We start from the raw sequence: 17980 nt of genomic DNA on the forward strand, positions 1-17980 counted from the left end.
TAGTTTTTCCTTTGTTGTCTTCTATTTGCTTAACACGCAACAACTTTTGTAAAATAAGATCTGTTAAAGAGCTAACACGCATTTCTCTCCAAGCCTCACCATAATCGTGATTCTTATTTTCCATTAACGTTTTTGTAATGGTAATATGTTTATTGTAAAGTTCTACAGCTTCAGCAACATCCAAATCTGGTTGTTCTACAATGCCTTTTTCAATTTGCACCAATGCCATAATAGCATAATTAATAATGCCAATAAATTCAGATTTTTCACCTTCATCTACCTTTCTAACATCGTTCTCTTGCAAACCACGTATACGTTGTGCCTTAATATAAATCTGATCTGTTAAAGACGGTAAACGTAAAATACGCCAAGCACTACCATAATCTTTCATTTTTTTTTGAAAAAGCTCACGGCATTCTTTTATAACCGCATCATATTGTTCTGATGTATTCTGCATTTATCTTGTGTAATTTGTGTAAATTTCGCTTAAAATTTTGAACTAATCAAAAGTAAGGGTTTTATCTTAAATCATTTATTTTTAAAAAGTTTATAAAAATCATTTTAACACACAGTATGACAATTAATTGCAAAGGAAATTTAATAGACCTATCTACACCAAAAGTAATGGGAATATTAAACCTTACGCCTGACTCTTTTTATGACGGCGGAAGTTATAAAGATGAAAACGACATTGTAACCAAGGTTGATAAAATGCTTGCAGATGGCGCTACTTTTATAGATGTTGGCGCTTATAGTTCTAGACCAAATGCAACTAACATCTCTGTTGATGAAGAAATTAATCGTATTGTACCAGTTGTAAAACTGCTTGTAAAAAAATTTCCTGGCATTATACTTTCTATTGATACTTTTAGGAGTGCTGTAGCTAAGGCCTGTTTAAATAATGGTGCTGCATTAATTAACGATATTTCTGCTGGTGCCTTAGATGATAAAATGATGAGCGTAATTGCAGAATACAAAGTACCGTATATTATGATGCATATGCGTGGTACTCCAGAAACTATGCAACAACTAACTACATATACAAATGCAACTTTAGACATAAAGCAGTATTTTGCTAAAAAACTTGCTGAAGCAAGAGCTTTAGGTATTATAGATTTAGTAGTTGATCCTGGTTTTGGATTTGCAAAAACTACAGAACAAAACTTTAGCGTATTACAAAACTTAGACCTTTTTAAAACAATGAATGTACCAGTACTTGCAGGTATTAGCAGAAAATCTATGATTTATAAAACGTTAGACACCACTGCTAATAATGCTCTAAATGGTACAACTGCATTAAACACTATTGCTTTAACAAAAGGAGCTAATATTTTAAGAGTACATGATGTTAAAGAGGCTGTAGAATGTATTACTCTTTATACTGCTTTACAGTTAAATGAAACCTTATAATTTAATTACTCATTTTTTTTATAATTTTACAAAAACCCTTTTACTTGGATTTTCTAAATTTTCTTGATTTTAAAATAACAGATATTATAGACATAATTTTAGTGGCTGTACTACTGTACTACATATATAAGCTAGTACGTGGCTCTGTTGCTATTAATATTTTTATTGGTATTGTAATTGTTTGGGCACTTTGGAAACTTACCGAATTGTTAGATATGAAAATGATTAGCAGTATGGTTGGCGGGTTTATGAATATTGGATTAATTGCCCTAATTATTGTTTTTCAGCAAGAGTTGCGTAAGTTTTTATTAATGATAGGTTCTACCAATTTTGCCACAAAACGTAATTTTATAAAACATTTTAAATTTTTAAAGCAAGAAGCTATGACTACAGATACCAATGTAGAAGCCATAGTAAATGCTTGTGATAAAATGGGTAAATCTAAAACAGGAGCACTACTGGTTTTAGAACGCACTAACTCTTTAGACTTTGTAAAAAGCACTGGAGATAAAATGAATATTGAAATTACCCAGCCTATTTTAGAAAGTATTTTTTATAAAAATAGTCCGTTACATGATGGTGCTGCCGTTGTAGAGAATAATACCATTGTTGCTACCAGAGTAATACTACCAGTTTCACAAGAGCGTACCATACCATTACGCTTTGGATTAAGACATAGAGCTGCAGTTGGTATTACAGAAAAAACCGATAGTTTAGCACTTGTTGTTAGCGAAGAAACTGGCACCATATCTTACATAAAAAACGGAGAGTTTGTACTTTACAAAGATTTAGACGAACTTACAAGTCTTATTAAAGAGGACTTAATATCTTAAAATGAATTGTAAAAATTGTGCAAATAGTCTACAAACAGACTATTCTTTTTGTCCAGATTGTGGTGCAAAAGTTATTAGAAATAGACTTACTATTAAAAATTTACTTAGTGACATTACGGAACGCTACTTTAACCTAGACAATACTTTTTTACGCACTTTTTTACATTTATTTACAAAACCAGATATTGTTATAAATGGTTATGTAAATGGCACAAGAAGAAAATACGTTAACCCTATTAGCTATTTTGGTATTGCACTAATGTTAGCAGGTTTTTTAATGTTTTTTATGCGCAAGGTTTTTGATTTTGAAATAGATCTTGATGCTTTTGACCAGGGAATGAATCCTGAGTTTACTAAAAAAATGACAAATGTACTATATGATTACTCCTCCTTATTTTTTATAAGCTACATACCTGTTTTTTTAATTGTAGGCCTCATTACATTAAACAAAAGAAAACACATACTAGCAGAATATACAATTAGTGTAATTTATAGTTTAGCTCAATGGAGTATTTTATCTTTTTTTACAAGTATGCTCGTGATTAGTTCTTTTCCACAATACTATTCTAACTATAGCTTACTGCTAACCCTATTTTTAATTTTATATTTTATTTACGTACAACAAAAGTTAAATAAGTACTCTGCTTGGCAAATAATTTACAAATCAGTGTTATTTATAGGAATACTATCTACTATATTCATAGGAACAGTAACTTTTATAATGATAGTTGCTATGGTTACAGGCCATTTTAATCCTGTAGATTTTGTTCCGGCAAAATAATTTAAGCTACTTCATCTGCTACAAACTGTGCTTGGTAAAGATTGTAATAATAACCTCCTTTTTTAAGTAACTCTTTATGTGAACCGCTTTCTATAATATTACCTGCATCCATAACAATAATTTTGTCCGCTTTTTTTATAGTTGCCAAACGGTGTGCAATAACAATAGATGTTCTGCCTTGCGTAATTTTTTCGGTCGCCTTTTGTATTAATTGCTCTGAGTATGTATCTACAGAAGATGTAGCCTCATCTAAAATTAAAATACTTGGGTTACTTACATAAGCACGTAAAAAGGCTAACAATTGGCGTTGTCCACTAGATAGCATAGAACCACGCTCTTTTACATTATACTGGTAATCATTAGGAAGACTTGTAATAAAATCATGAACAGATATTTCTTGTGCTGCCTGTGTTATTGTGTCTAACGTTATATCTTCATTTTTTAAAGAAATGTTATTTTCTATGGTATCAGCAAATAAAAATACATCTTGCAATACAACCGCTATTTTATCTCTTAATGATGCTAACTTGTAGTTTTTAATATCAACACCATCAACCAAAATTTCACCAGAATTTATTTCGTAAAAACGGTTTAATAAATTTATAATGGTAGATTTTCCTGCTCCTGTAGCACCAACAATAGCTATTGTTTCACCAGCTTTTACATCAAAAGAAATTCCGTGTAAAACCTCTTCCCCTTCTACATATCCAAAATGCACATTTTTAAAAGAGATGTCTCCTTTTATAGATGGTTTCTCAAAAGATCCTTCATTTGTAATTGTGTCTTCTCTGTCTAATATTGCAAACACTCTATTAGCAGCTACCATACCCATTTGTAGTACATTAAATTTATCTGCTATTTGCCTTAATGGTCTAAATAACATTTGTGAGAGTTGTATAAACATAAATATGGTACCCAACTCATCTAGGTCATTATTTAAAACAACACGTAAACCACCGTACCATACAATTAAACCAATAGCTACAGATGAAACAATTTCTGCAATTGGAAAAAAGATAGAGTTGTACCAAACTGTTTTTAACCAAGCGTTTCTATGTTTTTCATTTATAACTCTAAACTTTTCTTGCTCTACTTTTTCTCTATTAAAAAACTGAACAATTTTCATTCCTGTTAAGCGCTCTTGTACAAAAGTATTTAGGTTAGATACTTGCGCCCTAACATCTATAAAAGCAACCTTCATTGCCTTTTGAAAAACGCGTGTAGCATAGATTATTATTGGCATAATAGCAAAAACTATAAGTGCTAATTTCCAACTATAAAATAGCATTACACCCGCTACAACTACCATTTTTAAAAGATCAGAAACAATCATAAAAAAACCTTGACTAAAGATTTCTCCAATACGCTGTATATCTGTTACTGCACGTGTTACTAGTAAACCTACCGAAGAATTATCATAATATTTCATTTTAAAACTAAGCATATGCTTAAACAGTTTTATTCTAATATCTTTAATAACAGATTCTCCCAACCAGTTAGCGTAATACACAAATGAAAGCTGACTTAACACTTCTAAAATTAACACAACCATCATTAAAACAATAATGTTTAACAACAATCCGTGATCTTTATTTTCTAAAGCTGTATTTACAATTTGCCTTAGTAAAATTGGACTTAAAACTGCAAAAGCAGATAAGGATATTGCAGCAATTACAACACCATAAAAAGTAATTTTATACGGTTTTGTAAACTCTAGCAATCGTTTTAACAGCGTATAGTCAAACGCTTTTCCTGTATCTTTTTCTGTTTTAGCCATTCTTCTTAATAATATTTTCGGGGTACAAAACCTGCGTTAAATATAATGCTTTTGCTGGCACAGAAGTACCTGCCTCTGCCCTACTTTTACTTGCTATAATTGTGCGTATGTGGTCTACAGTAATTTTACCCGTGCCAACATCTAAAAGCGTACCAACAATGGCTCTTACCATATTACGTAAAAACCTATCTGCAGTAATTGTAAACACAAATTTATCTTCTTTTTGCTCCCACACTGCTTTTTTAACATTACAGTAATAGGTTTTAACATCTGTTTTAGATTTAGAAAAACACTCAAAATCCTGTTTACCTAATAATAATTCGGCAGCTCTATTCATCTTTACAACATCTAATTGTTGCTTAACATAGTGTGCTGTAGACAAACTAAAAGGGTCTTTTTTATGTGTAACTAAATATTCGTAAGTACGTTCTGTAGCATTAAACCTAGCATGGGCATCTTCAGGAACCTCATAAATATTTTGCACCGCAATATCATCTGGCAAAAAAGAATTTAACCTACGTATTAGATCTTTAGAGTCTGTTATAGTTACCACATTAAAATGTGCATACATTTGCTTAGCGTGTACACCAGCATCTGTTCTACCAGCACCCATTAAAGAAACTTTTTCTTTTAAAAGTGTACTAAATGCTTTTTCTAACTCTTCTTGTACAGTTATAGCGTTTGGCTGTATTTGCCATCCGTGGTAAACTGCTCCAAAGTATGAAAATGCCACAAAATATCTCAAATTGAATTCCTATTTTTGTAAGCTACAAAGATACTTAATATAAGTAAGATTTTAGCAGCCAGTAAAACGTATTACTTTAATTAAAGATTAAATTATGCCGCTACTTCTTTTCAATTTTATAAAAACTAATTAATTAGAATGACAAAAATTTTATTACTGTCTGATACACATAGCCATATTGATGATGCTATTTTAAAATACGTTAAGCAAGCTGATGAAGTCTGGCACGCTGGTGATATTGGTAGTTTAGATGTTACAGATAAAATAAAAGCTCTTAAACCTTTAAAAGGTGTTTATGGTAATATTGATGATGACAAAGCTAGACTAGAGTTTCCGTTAGACAATAAATTTATGTGTGAGAAGGTAGCAGTTTGGATTACACATATTGGTGGCTACCCAGATAAATACAATGTACGCATAAGAGAAGAGATAAAAGTAAATTCACCTAAAATATTCATTAGCGGACACTCGCACATTTTAAAAGTTATGTTTGATAAAAAATTAAACTTATTACATATGAACCCTGGCGCCTGTGGCAAACACGGTTTTCATCAAGTACGTACTATGCTCCGCTTTACAATAGATGGCGAGGACATAAAAGATTTAGAAGTAATAGAACTTGGCAAAAAATAAATTTTAAGTAATATCACAAATTTTGCTTTTAACAGGGTGACAAATAATTATTTATAATTTTTATATAACTCGTGTTTTTTTATATTTACAATAACAAACCATAATATTAATATTAGACGAGTATATACCAAACTTACATTATTAACCACATATTTTCCCCAATTTATGATTAATAACTCTAAAATTACTGTTGTAGATTTAGAAACCTACAAAGCAGACCCTGAAATACATAATAATAAAAATTTTTATAAAATATGTATTATTCACCCCAAAAGTAAATTACATTATCCTAGTAAAACAATAACTATAGATAAAACAGTTTTAGTTTTTACAAATCCGTCATTAGTTTACAAATGGGAACCCATATCTGATGAACAAATAGGATACTCTTGCTTATTTAACCCTACTTTTTTAGCTAAAAACACAAACGATTTAGAAAAAAAATGTCCTTTATTTAAATTAGGATCCAATAATATTTTTTATTTAAATAATGAGCAAGAAAAACACGTTACAACTATTTACAAAAAAATAGAAGCAGAATTAAAAAGTAGCTATAAAAATAAAGATGCTGTAATAAGTAACTATATAAGTTTATTAATACATGAAGCTCTTAAACTAGAGACAAATTCAGAAAACAACAATCCTAAATGTGCAGCATCTAGAATTACTTCTTTGTTTTTTGAACAATTAAATAAACAGTTTCCTATAAAAAATACAAACACATGTATTACTTTAAAATCTCCTAAAGACTTCTCAGAAAACTTATCTATACATATTAATCATTTAAACGACTCTGTAAAAAGTATTACAGGTAAATCTACATCTACTCACATAAAAGAAAAATTAATTGCAGAAGCAGAAAATATGCTTTACAATACAGATTTAAATATATCTGAAGTTGCATATTGCTTAGGTTTTAACTATCCAAATAACTTTAGCAAGTTTTTTAAAACAAATACAGGCAAATCTCCTTTAGAATACAGAACTGTTATTCTTTGATTTTTATATGCTATGGTTTGATTTTGATACTTTTTTACAAGAATCAATATTTAATTTTACTAAACCAAACCCATATATAGTCTTTTATGATTAATGATATTGAACTAAAAGGAAGAACTAAAACCGAAGTTCTTAACCTTTTTGGCTCTCCTACAAAGGGAGCAATTACTAATGTTTGGACGTATAAAATAACGTCTAACAATTTAGATAAAGAAATAACTATTTATTTTGACCCAGAAAACGGAAAAGTGCTTTTATACGATGATGAAAAAGTATAAAAAGTAAAAAACCCGGGAACAACCCCGGGTTTTACGCACTAATATAACTAAGATGTTAGGTTTAACGCAAGCGATCAACAGATTTTACAAGATCTTCATCCTTTTTAATGAACCTATTGGCTAACACTAAAAATACGATAGAAAATAGTGGAATCAACATCCCAATACCCTTCTCAGAAACAACAGTTTCTCCGGATAAGTTTAGCGATCGGGAAACGAAAAATCCTAGTATAAAAAGATTACATATCATATTCAACCTGTTTAAAACAAATTGATTTTTTCTATTTCTAAATAATAAAATGGACAAAAAAGCTAATACAGCAGATATATAAAAAGCAATAGAAATGTACATTTCATCTCTAGCAAAAATAATAGTTCCGTTGTCTAATGTCCATAAGCTAGCAAAAAAAGGAAGCACAGCTGCCAAGACAACTACTACTAATAAAAAAACAGTTTGTATTCTCTGAATCATTTTTTTCTTTTTTTGAAAAAACAAAAATAGCGTCTTTTTAAGATTTATCAATGAAATATTAAAAATAATTTGTAATATTGCTACAGAATATTAGTAATATCGCTTACCGACAGGGACTTTCAAGTCCAAATAAGTACCCAAATTACACACTTCAAGATTTCATATTTTTCAACAAAGTATAACTTATTCAACATTACATGTTTGAGATTTCCGATTTAAAAGCAAAAAAGCTTCCTGAGTTACAGGATATTGCAAAAGGTTTAAATGTTCCTAAGTTTAAAACATTAAAAAAACTAGATTTAGTTTATCAAATTTTAGATGTACAAGCAGCTAACCCTAAAGCGGTAGAAGAAGTTGTTGTAAAAGAACCTAAAAAAACTGAAGAAAAACCTGTTGCTAAGGCAAAAACTGCTGAAAAACCTAAACCACGCCCTGTAAAAAGAGAGCGCGTTTTAAGAGAAAAGCCTAAGCCAAAAGCAAAAGAAGAAACAACTACTGAAGAAGAAAAAAAGGAACCAGCTGCAAAAAAAGCTCCTCTTCCTAGAAAAGCGCCCGTAGCAAAAACTACTAAGCCAACTACTTCTCCAGAAAAAAAACCTGTACATAGGAACTCACCTCAGCAGGGACAAAAAAATAACAATCAGCACAAAAACCAAAACAAAAAACCACAACATCAAAAAAACCAAAGAGACAAGAGTAATTTTGATAAAGACTTAAAAAACAGGTATAAAGAACCAGAATTTGAGTTTGATAGTATTATTGCTAGTGAAGGTGTTTTAGACATTATGCAAGACGGTTATGGTTTTTTAAGATCGTCTGATTATAACTACCTTTCTTCTCCTGATGATATTTATGTATCACAATCACAAATTAGATTATTTGGTTTAAAAACAGGAGACACAGTATTAGGAAATGTACGCCCACCAAAAGAAGGTGAAAAGTATTTTCCGCTTATTAAAGTAAATAAAATTAATGGTATAGATCCACAAGTTGTGCGTGACCGCGTTTCTTTTGAACATTTAACACCATTATTTCCTCAAGAAAAATTTAACCTTGCAGACAGGCAAAGTAATATTTCTACAAGAATTATAGATTTGTTTTCACCAATTGGTAAAGGACAACGTGGTATGATCGTTGCACAGCCAAAAACTGGTAAAACAATGCTTTTAAAAGACATAGCTAACGGTATTGCTGCAAACCACCCAGAGGTTTATCAAATTGTATTATTAATTGATGAACGCCCGGAAGAGGTTACAGATATGCAACGAAATGTACAAGGAGAAGTAATTGCTTCTACCTTTGACAAAGAACCATCTGAACACGTACGTGTAGCTAACATTGTACTAGAAAAAGCAAAGAGGTTAGTAGAATGTGGCCATGATGTGGTTATCTTATTAGATTCTATTACACGTTTAGCAAGAGCATACAACACAGTACAACCTGCATCTGGTAAAGTATTAAGTGGTGGTGTAGATGCCAACGCTTTAAACAAACCAAAACGTTTCTTTGGAGCTGCTCGTAATATAGAAGGTGGCGGATCATTATCTATTATAGCTACAGCACTTACTGAAACCGGTTCTAAAATGGACGAGGTTATATTTGAAGAATTTAAAGGAACTGGTAATATGGAGCTTCAGTTAGATCGTAAAATATCTAACAGAAGAATATTCCCTGCTATTGACCTTACATCTTCTAGTACACGTAGAGATGATTTATTACTAGATAAAGAAACTATACAACGTATGTGGATTATGCGTAAGTATCTTGCAGATATGAACCCTGTAGAAGCTATGGAGTTTATAGAGCAACGTTTTAAACAAACAAAAAACAACGAAGAGTTTTTATTGACAATGAATCAATAACAAACAACTTTACTACATAAAAAAATCCTACTAATTAATTTTAGTAGGATTTTTTATTTCTTGATTTTCAGAATACTACAAAAAAGTGACTATATTTATGCGACCGTAAAACCCAATACTTATGATGACCAATAAAATGAAAGCTTTTTACTTTATCATATCATTATCAATACTAGTAGTTAGTAGTTGTGAAAGTCCTAAAAAGCAACAGGAAGAACATCCAGAACTAGCCAAAGAAGTAAAACCACCTTCTGAAATAATAAGCACAAAAAAAGCTCAGACTCTTTTTGATAGCTACTCTAAAAGAAGGGCTCCACTAATACAAGAATATGAAGACAAGTTAGATCCTAGTACAACTTTTGATGTTGCTAGATATGGTTATTATGACCTTGAAACTTTAAAAAATTACATTGCATTTATAGAGCAAGAAGCCAAAAAAGCAGATGTAAAAATTAGCACCTTGCGATTTTACCTAGCTAATTACCCAGACAGCAAAGAATACAAGCACCCTAAACAAAATACATTTTTTATAGCACCTACAACCACTGTAGACGGTAAAGAGTATCCGTTTTCTGTAATTACTGATGGTAAAACATACAAACCAAAGTTTTTAAAAGATAACTTTATTATAAAACCATTTGAGAAAACTAACACAGAAGAGGCTTCTTTTTTTCCTAATATTTCATTTTTTGATGAAGATGACGAGCAGAGTTTAATTCTGAATGAATTTGGTTTATTTCCACCCCCTTACAATTAGAAATTAATGCCAAATATAACATTATACATTATTTTATTTTTTTACGCTTTAACGTTAGCTTTTGCACTATGGCGTTATCCTAAATATTACAATACCGCATTAAAATATTATCCTATCTTAATAGCATATACACTTGCATCAGAAGCAATTGGTATTGCCATTAGGATATATCCAGATTCAATAATGTTACCTATATCCAAGTTTTACCAAAACTACAATAGACCTATTTATAACGTATTTAACATCATATTTTTTTTATATTTTTTTAATCTTTATAAAAACTACACAGATAGTCTTGCTCTAAAAAAATATATAAAAATTGGAAGCTCCTTATTTATAGCAATTAGTATCTCAAATATTTTTACACAAGACTTCCTTACAGACGGACAAATACTAACTTATGTTACTGGTGGGTTTTTATTGATACTGATTATTCTAAACTACCTAAACAAAATAGATTGGCTACAAAACAAAAAAGACCCCATTAAAAATATACTATACTGGCTTAGCTGGGGGTTATTAATTTTTTATTCAGGCTACCTACCTCTTAAATTATCATATCACTTTAAAATAATAAAAACAATGGATAGTTACATAATAACTAGATGGCTTCATTTTAGCCTCATCATAATTATGTATTTATGTTTTGTATATGGTTTTATTAAAATGAAACGCAAATTAGTTAAAGAATAAAACAAACAGTTTAGATTAATACTCATACACCTTAATTACAGAAGCTAGAAGAGGTTTAACTAAACAATGTAAAAAATTATAAAAGCTAAGAATTACTAAACTTAAAAAAGCTCTAAAACAATTATAAACTTTTAGTTTAGTGCCCTAAATATATACCTATTCTACTCATTGTTTTATCAAAATAAAAGATGATAACAAAAATGACAAAACAAAAAAAAGCGCTCTTTATAAAAAGAGCGCTTTTAATATTATTACTAAAAAATAGAACTTATAAAGCTGCTACTTGTTTAGTTAATTTACTTTTAAGGTTAGATGCCTTGTTAGCGTGTATAATATTACGTTTAGCTAACTTATCTAACATACTAATAACTGTAGGCAACATAGTTTCGGCAGATTTCTTATCCTCCTCAGCGCGTAACTTTCTCAATGCATTACGCATTGTTTTGTGCTGGTACTTGTTACGTACACGTGCTGCTTCGTTTCTTCTTATTCTTTTTAATGCTGACTTGTGATTTGCCATTTTATTTCTCTTATTATGTTTTTAACGGGTTTCACCCCAAAAATTGTAGTCCGTAGGGGAATCGAACCCCTGTTACCAGGATGAAAACCTGGCGTCCTAACCCCTAGACGAACGGACCATTATTACTATTTGTATAGTAGCGTACAAAATAAAGAAAACTTTATCTAATTACAAAACTATAACTGCTTTAAGAACTTGTAGTCCGTAGGGGAATCGAACCCCTGTTACCAGGATGAAAACCTGGCGTCCTAACCCCTAGACGAACGGACCATTAACTTTTTGCGTAATGCGGATGCAAAAATACAACTATTTTTAATTATTGCAATACCTAAGTCAATTTTTTTTAAAAATTAATATGCTTTAGCAAATAACACCCTGTGTTTAGAGGGTTTACCTGTTACCATACAACTGCCATTTTCTTCTTTTGCATCCATAGGAATACATCTAATAGTGGCTTTTGTCTCATTTTTAACCTTCTCCTCTGTCTCTTCTGTGCCATCCCAATGCGCAGATATAAATCCGCCTTTGCTTTCTAAAACTTCTTTAAACTCATCATAAGAGTTTACTTCTGTTATATGGTTGGTTCTATAATCTGCTGCTTTTTTGTAAATGTTCTTTTGTATATCATCTAATAAAAATTCAATTTTACCAACAATATCATCCGCATTTACAATTTGTTTTTCTAATGTATCTCTACGAGCTACCTCATAAGTACCATTTTCTAAATCTCTTTTACCTATTGCAATACGTACCGGAACACCTTTTAACTCGTACTCGTTAAATTTAAACCCTGGTTTGTGTGTATCTCTATTATCAAACTTAACAGAGATTCCTTTAGCTCTAAGTTCTTTTACTAACGGATTTACTTTTTCTGAAATAGCATCTAATTGTTCATCTCCTTTATAAATTGGTACAATAACAACTTGTATTGGCGCTAATTTAGGAGGTAAAACCAATCCGTTATCATCACTGTGCGTCATAACTAAAGCCCCCATTAAACGAGTTGAAACTCCCCAAGATGTAGCCCAAACGTGCTCTTGCTTTCCTTCTTTAGATGCAAACTTAACATCAAAAGCCTTAGCAAAATTTTGTCCTAAAAAGTGAGATGTTCCTGCTTGCAAAGCTTTACCATCTTGCATTAATGCCTCTATACAATATGTTTCTACTGCACCTGCAAAACGCTCACTAGGAGTTTTAAGTCCTTTGATAACTGGTACTGCCATAAAGTCTTCTGCAAAGTCTGCATAAACATTCATCATTTGTTCTGCTTCAGCAATTGCTTCACTTTCTGTAGCGTGTGCTGTATGTCCCTCTTGCCAAAGAAATTCTGCTGTACGTAAAAACAAACGTGTACGCATTTCCCAACGCACTACATTAGCCCATTGGTTAATTAATAAAGGTAAATCTCTGTAAGACTGTATCCAACCTTTATAGGTATTCCATATAATTGCTTCACTAGTTGGGCGTACAACCAACTCTTCCTCTAGCTTTGCATTAGGATCTACTCTTAATTTACCCTCGTTATCAGGATCGTTTTGAAGTCTATAGTGTGTAACTACAGCACACTCTTTAGCAAAGCCTTCTGCATTTTTCTCTTCAGCTTCAAACAAGCTTTTAGGTACAAATAAAGGAAAATAGGCATTCTCATGACCTGTTTCTTTAAACATCCTATCTAGCTCTGCTTGCATTTTTTCCCATATTGCATATCCATACGGCTTAATAACCATACATCCACGAACTGCTGAATTTTCAGCAAGATCTGCTTTTACAACTAGTTCATTATACCATTTGGAATAATCTTCGGCTCTTTTAGTTAACTTCTTGCTCATTATTAGTAGTTTGGCACAAATATTGTGTTTTTATCAATAAATAAATTATAGTTCGACAAAACTAACTATTTTTACATTGTACAACAATTAAATTTAATATGATGATATATTCCCAATCCATCCAAAAAATTAAAAAAGTTGCTTTTAGCCTTTTAGTTGGCTCATTAATTGTTTCTTGCGGTTCTTACCAAGATGCATCTTATTATGACAACGACGGCATATATTCTAGCAGCACTCCGCAAACTGTAGAAACAGCTCCTGTTGACAACACTAATGAATATCAGGACTTTTTTGGCCAGCAAGCTAATGAATATAGCGCTATTTTAGATGGTGAGGTATTTACTGATGTTGACGAATACTATAGTGATGTGCAAGATGAAGATGTTGCAAATAACTACAACGGAAATCCAGGATGGGGAGATAACCCTACGCAGGTAAGCATAAACATTCATGATAACGGATGGAATAATTACGGAGGTTTTTATGACCCTTGGGGTTATGGTTACGGTGGTATTGGCTACTACAATACTTGGGGACGTCCTTGGGGATGGAACAACTGGGGATACAGAGGTTATAACAGTTTTGGCTGGGGCGGATTTGGTTATGGCTACGGATGGGGCAATCCTTATTACGGAAGAAGATACTACAACCCTTACTACAATAACAGATATTACAACAATAGATTTTATAATGGCTACGGCAGAAACTCTTATGCTTACAACAATAGCAGAAGAGGTCGTTATGACAATGTTATATATGCCAATAATAGAAACACATACACACGCTCTAGCAGATCTAACCTAAACACGGGAATATCTAGATCTAATGTTAATTACAGATCTGGGAAATCTGCAACATCATCTAGAAGTAATAATAGCTACAGATCATCTAACACATACAGTAATAGATCTGGTGTTAGTGCAGACGGTATAAACCGTAATAGAACCTACAGAACAAGTCGTAGTACTAGAACGCAACCTAGATACAGCACTAGCTCTAGAAGCAACACATACAACAGAGGCAATAATACAAGAAGTGGAAATACTTATAGCCGTAGCAGCAACAGCAGCGCTAGACCAACTACTACAAGAACTACTAGATCTAGTTCTACGTACACAAGACCATCTTCTTCAACAAGAAGCTCTGGTACATACAGAAGTTCTGGTAACAGCTCTAGAAGCTCAGGAACAACTACAAGAAGCAGTAGTTCTTCTAGGTCTTCGTCCGCAAGAAGTTCTTCTTCAAGCAGCAGATCATCATCTAGCAGTAGATCTTCGTCAAGTGGAAGATCATCTAGCGGAAGGTCTTCAGGTAGAGGCAGATAATATAGATACACTTTAAAACAAAAACTAATTATAAAAACTCAAAGGATGAAAAATTATATCGCCTTAGCGTTTGGCTTGGTATGTAGTATTGCCAGTGCACAAAACATAAATGATGCATTACAATACAACCAACAAAACTTAACAGGTACAGCCCGTTACCAAGGAATGAGTGGTGCTTTTGGTGCTTTAGGTGGAGACTTATCTGCTTTAAACACAAACCCCGCTGGTGCTGCAGTCTTTAACAATCATTTGTTTTCTGCAACATTATCTAACTACAACAAAAAAAATGATGCAAATTATTTTAGGACAAACAGACAGGCAACAAGAAACGATCTAGAGATTAACCAAGTTGGTGGTGTGCTTGTTTTTAAATCTAACAACTCCGACTGGAAAAAAATTGCAATTGCAGCCAATTATGATTTGGTTCAAAATTTTGATAACAATTTTGAAATATCAGGAAATAGCAACCAAGGTATAGATAAATATTTTTTAAGTTATGCTAACGGTGTTCCCTTTGGCCCTCTATTAAAAAGAGACGGTGAATATTTAGAAGAAGCTTATTTAGATATTGGAAAAAACCTAGGTTTTGTAGACCAACAAGCATTTTTAGGTTATTATGGAGGACTTATTAATCCGGTTGACGAAACTGATGACAACAATATCGCTTACACTAGTAATGCAAATTACAATACTGTAGATCAAAACTACATAGAAAACACCAATGGTTACAACAGCAAATTTATTTTAGATTTTGCTACACAATACCAAGACAATTTATACTTGGGAGCTTCTTTAAACTTCCATAGTATAATGTATGATAAATACACAGAATTTACTGAAACAGGATACGAGTCTGGTCCTATTACAAGAACTACGTTTGACAATTACTTACACACAGAAGGTAATGGTTTTTCTTTTGCTTTAGGGGCAATTGCTAAGTTAAATGAAGTTGTTAGGGTTGGTGCTAGTTATGAGTCCCCTATTTGGTACAGATTAACAGACGATACATCACAACGTATATCTTCAGATGAAGCAGACGACGATATTAGTTTTATCAATTTTAATGTTATAAACTTATACGAAAGATATACTATTAAAACACCTAGTAAATTAACAGGTAGTTTAGCACTTGTTTTTGGAAAAGATGGTTTACTTAGTTTAGATTACGGGTACCAAGATATGAGCAATGCAGAAATTAAACCAACAAGTGATTCTGGTTTTGCAGCTGCTAATGATCAAATATCTAATGAGCTAGGAGCTGTTTCTACAGTTAGACTTGGTGGTGAATATAGAATTGAAGACATTAGCTTAAGAGCTGGTTATAGATATGAACAAAGTCCTTATGAAGATGAAAACACTATTGGAGATTTAAACGGGTTTTCATTAGGTTTTGGATATACATTTGGCCCTAACAGAATAGATATTGCTTACAACAGAACAGAACAAGATGTTAACAAGCAATTATTTAATGCTGGCTTAACTACTCCTGCACAAGTAAATATTGCAAATACAAATGTAACTTTAGGATATACTGTTAATTTTTAAAAAATTAACACAGTACTAAATAAAAAAAGCAGCCGTTGGGCTGCTTTTTTTATTCTTTATACAATTATTATCTTTTTAAAGTAAAATGATTTTGTAACGTTTTTGCAACAATTACACCAGCTTCTGGTTCTGCATATTCCATACGAAACCAATAATCTGACTCGGGCATTTTTTTACCATTAAATGTACCATTCCAAGTTACTCCTGGCGCAAGTTGTTTTAACAATTTACCATACCTATCGTAAATATAAACTTTAGCATCTACTAATTCTTCAATACCAAGCACATTCCAACCATCGTGAACGCCATCTCCATTGGGAGTAAAGAATTTAGGATACCCAATTACCAAAAACGGAATTTCTTCAGATGTACCACAACCAAACTTATCATTTACAATTAATGTGTTTTGACCTGGAGGAACATCATGAAAAAGTGTTTCATCTTGAAACTCACCGCCATTTATAGCATACTCATAACTACTTGTTCCGTTTACTACAATATCAATTACATTTCTATCTACTAAATAATCTACAACTGTAATTTCTATGTCTGCAGGATTTGGGGGAGCGTGAAAATTTATTAAAACATCATCTGTTACTAAAGGTGGCGTACCAGAAGCTGTAGTTATTTCTACAAAATACCTACCTGTATTAGGACTTGTAACTGTATACTCAGTACCAGTAGCTAAATTTGGATCATCTATAACACCATCATCATCATAGTCTACAGACCAAACAACACTTGCTACATCTGGCCCTACTGGAGATCTAAAAGCATTTAAAACTATATCTGGATCACCTTCACAAGCATCTACATCTAAGCCCAAAAACTCATCTCTAAAAGTACAATCCAATGCATCTACATCTTCTGTAAAGGTTAAAGTAAAAGGCTCTGGATCACCATCAAAATTAGTATTGTAATTATTTATCAAAATATAATAGATTTCACCTTCTGCTATATCTAATAACTCATCATAAGTGTTTTTACTACCTTTTACAAAAGCAAAACCATCTTGCCCAGATTCCGGATTTGTTCCTAAACCTGTAAAAGCAGTATTATTAGCTTCGTAATTACAACGAACCGGTTGTGCTGTACCATCGCTTATACTTGCACAGTCTGTATCTGGTCCGTAAACAGCAAAATCCCACTCTGCCGTATCACTATCTGCAGAAATATCAAAACCTATTACACCGTCTTTTAAAGCTCTAAACACGTACCAAGACGTATTATTCTCAATGTTTGCAGAGCTATTACTACCCTTTTCTAAACAACCTGTTTGTCGTATTACATCGGGATCAAAATCATCTATATCCCCTCTTCCATCTGCAATTCCGCTTATTGGTGCATCTCCGCATACTGGTATTGACGATCTACAATCTGGGGTAAATTGCGCGTTACTAAGTAGTGTAAAAAAAAGAAATCCTACAACTAGTTTATATTGTGCTCGCATAAAGTATTTACTTGGTTGGAATGTTACATAACCATATTATAAGCGGCAAATAATAAAATTTATTGCATTAC

Annotated in this window: 17 protein-coding genes and 2 tRNA genes; 10 read left to right on the forward strand and 9 right to left on the reverse strand. The window is 32.1% G+C overall.

Going from position 1 to position 17980, the window contains the following annotated elements; translation table 11 throughout:
* On the reverse strand, positions 1-457 hold a 457-nt coding region (locus ABJD66_RS09015; RefSeq protein WP_348130636.1), incomplete at its 3' end, for a DUF1599 domain-containing protein.
* Positions 458-573: 116 nt separating this feature from the next.
* On the opposite strand from ABJD66_RS09015, the gene folP reads away from it, so the two are divergent.
* From folP to ABJD66_RS09030, 3 genes are read left to right on the forward strand one after another with little or no spacing between them, the layout of a single operon-like run.
* Positions 574-1410, forward strand: a complete 837-nt coding sequence (gene folP, locus ABJD66_RS09020; protein WP_348130639.1) for a dihydropteroate synthase — start codon at positions 574-576, stop codon at positions 1408-1410.
* Between the two features lie 44 nt (positions 1411-1454).
* The gene (gene cdaA, locus ABJD66_RS09025) at positions 1455-2243 is read left to right on the forward strand and encodes a diadenylate cyclase CdaA (protein ID WP_013621882.1); all 789 of its coding nucleotides are present in this window, start codon (positions 1455-1457) and stop codon (positions 2241-2243) included.
* Between the two features lies 1 nt (position 2244).
* The gene (locus ABJD66_RS09030; RefSeq protein ID WP_348130642.1) at positions 2245-3024 is read left to right on the forward strand and encodes a DUF3667 domain-containing protein; all 780 of its coding nucleotides are present in this window, start codon (positions 2245-2247) and stop codon (positions 3022-3024) included.
* A gap of 1 nt (position 3025) precedes the next feature.
* On the opposite strand, the gene ABJD66_RS09035 is transcribed toward ABJD66_RS09030, so the two are convergent.
* Positions 3026-4801 (reverse strand): ABC transporter ATP-binding protein, encoded by a 1776-nt coding sequence (locus ABJD66_RS09035; RefSeq protein WP_303543987.1) that lies wholly within the window; start codon positions 4799-4801, stop codon positions 3026-3028.
* Positions 4794-5546, reverse strand: coding sequence for a tRNA pseudouridine(38-40) synthase TruA (gene truA / locus ABJD66_RS09040; RefSeq protein WP_100896570.1), 753 nt, complete (start codon positions 5544-5546; stop codon positions 4794-4796). Before truA ends, ABJD66_RS09035 begins: the two co-directional genes overlap by 8 nt.
* A gap of 138 nt (positions 5547-5684) precedes the next feature.
* Here truA and ABJD66_RS09045 point away from each other — a divergent pair, with 138 nt between their 5' ends.
* The 3 genes from ABJD66_RS09045 (at position 5685) to ABJD66_RS09055 (ending at position 7456) form a co-directional block, all read left to right on the forward strand.
* On the forward strand, positions 5685-6179 hold the full coding sequence (locus ABJD66_RS09045) for a metallophosphoesterase family protein (protein ID WP_100896571.1): 495 nt from the start codon (positions 5685-5687) through the stop codon (positions 6177-6179).
* A 165-nt stretch (positions 6180-6344) separates the two neighbouring features.
* Positions 6345-7178 (forward strand): helix-turn-helix domain-containing protein, encoded by an 834-nt coding sequence (locus tag ABJD66_RS09050; protein ID WP_303543982.1) that lies wholly within the window; start codon positions 6345-6347, stop codon positions 7176-7178.
* A gap of 86 nt (positions 7179-7264) precedes the next feature.
* Positions 7265-7456 (forward strand): hypothetical protein, encoded by a 192-nt coding sequence (locus tag ABJD66_RS09055; protein WP_303543979.1) that lies wholly within the window; start codon positions 7265-7267, stop codon positions 7454-7456.
* A 61-nt stretch (positions 7457-7517) separates the two neighbouring features.
* Here ABJD66_RS09055 and ABJD66_RS09060 read toward each other — a convergent pair whose 3' ends face one another.
* Positions 7518-7928 (reverse strand): DUF4293 domain-containing protein, encoded by a 411-nt coding sequence (locus tag ABJD66_RS09060; protein ID WP_348130648.1) that lies wholly within the window; start codon positions 7926-7928, stop codon positions 7518-7520.
* Positions 7929-8125: 197 nt separating this feature from the next.
* Between ABJD66_RS09060 and rho the strand changes: the two genes are divergently transcribed.
* Both rho and ABJD66_RS09070 read left to right on the forward strand, forming a co-directional pair.
* Complete coding sequence (rho, locus tag ABJD66_RS09065; RefSeq protein WP_348130651.1) at positions 8126-9790, forward strand: transcription termination factor Rho; 1665 nt, start codon at positions 8126-8128, stop codon at positions 9788-9790.
* Between the two features lie 121 nt (positions 9791-9911).
* Positions 9912-10547, forward strand: a complete 636-nt coding sequence (locus ABJD66_RS09070; protein WP_348130654.1) for a hypothetical protein — start codon at positions 9912-9914, stop codon at positions 10545-10547.
* 961 nt (positions 10548-11508) lie between these two features.
* Here ABJD66_RS09070 and rpsT read toward each other — a convergent pair.
* From rpsT to proS, 4 genes are all read right to left on the reverse strand, one after another.
* The gene (gene rpsT / locus ABJD66_RS09075) at positions 11509-11760 is read right to left on the reverse strand and encodes a 30S ribosomal protein S20 (RefSeq protein ID WP_013621871.1); all 252 of its coding nucleotides are present in this window, start codon (positions 11758-11760) and stop codon (positions 11509-11511) included.
* A gap of 46 nt (positions 11761-11806) precedes the next feature.
* A tRNA-Glu gene (locus ABJD66_RS09080) sits at positions 11807-11878 on the reverse strand.
* 80 nt (positions 11879-11958) lie between these two features.
* Positions 11959-12030 (reverse strand) — tRNA-Glu (locus ABJD66_RS09085).
* 80 nt (positions 12031-12110) lie between these two features.
* On the reverse strand, positions 12111-13589 hold the full coding sequence (proS, locus tag ABJD66_RS09090; RefSeq protein WP_348130657.1) for a proline--tRNA ligase: 1479 nt from the start codon (positions 13587-13589) through the stop codon (positions 12111-12113).
* 98 nt (positions 13590-13687) lie between these two features.
* Here proS and ABJD66_RS09095 point away from each other — a divergent pair, with 98 nt between their 5' ends.
* Both ABJD66_RS09095 and ABJD66_RS09100 read left to right on the forward strand, forming a co-directional pair.
* The gene (locus tag ABJD66_RS09095) at positions 13688-14914 is read left to right on the forward strand and encodes a hypothetical protein (protein ID WP_348130660.1); all 1227 of its coding nucleotides are present in this window, start codon (positions 13688-13690) and stop codon (positions 14912-14914) included.
* A gap of 45 nt (positions 14915-14959) precedes the next feature.
* A complete protein-coding gene (locus tag ABJD66_RS09100; RefSeq protein ID WP_348130663.1) occupies positions 14960-16459 on the forward strand; it encodes an outer membrane protein transport protein in 1500 nt (499 codons plus the stop codon).
* A 67-nt stretch (positions 16460-16526) separates the two neighbouring features.
* On the opposite strand, the gene ABJD66_RS09105 is transcribed toward ABJD66_RS09100, so the two are convergent.
* Positions 16527-17909, reverse strand: a complete 1383-nt coding sequence (locus ABJD66_RS09105) for a T9SS type B sorting domain-containing protein (RefSeq protein WP_100896580.1) — start codon at positions 17907-17909, stop codon at positions 16527-16529.
* Positions 17910-17980: the final 71 nt, after the last annotated feature.

Source organism: Cellulophaga sp., from assembly GCF_039943695.1.
GTDB lineage: Bacteria > Bacteroidota > Bacteroidia > Flavobacteriales > Flavobacteriaceae > Cellulophaga.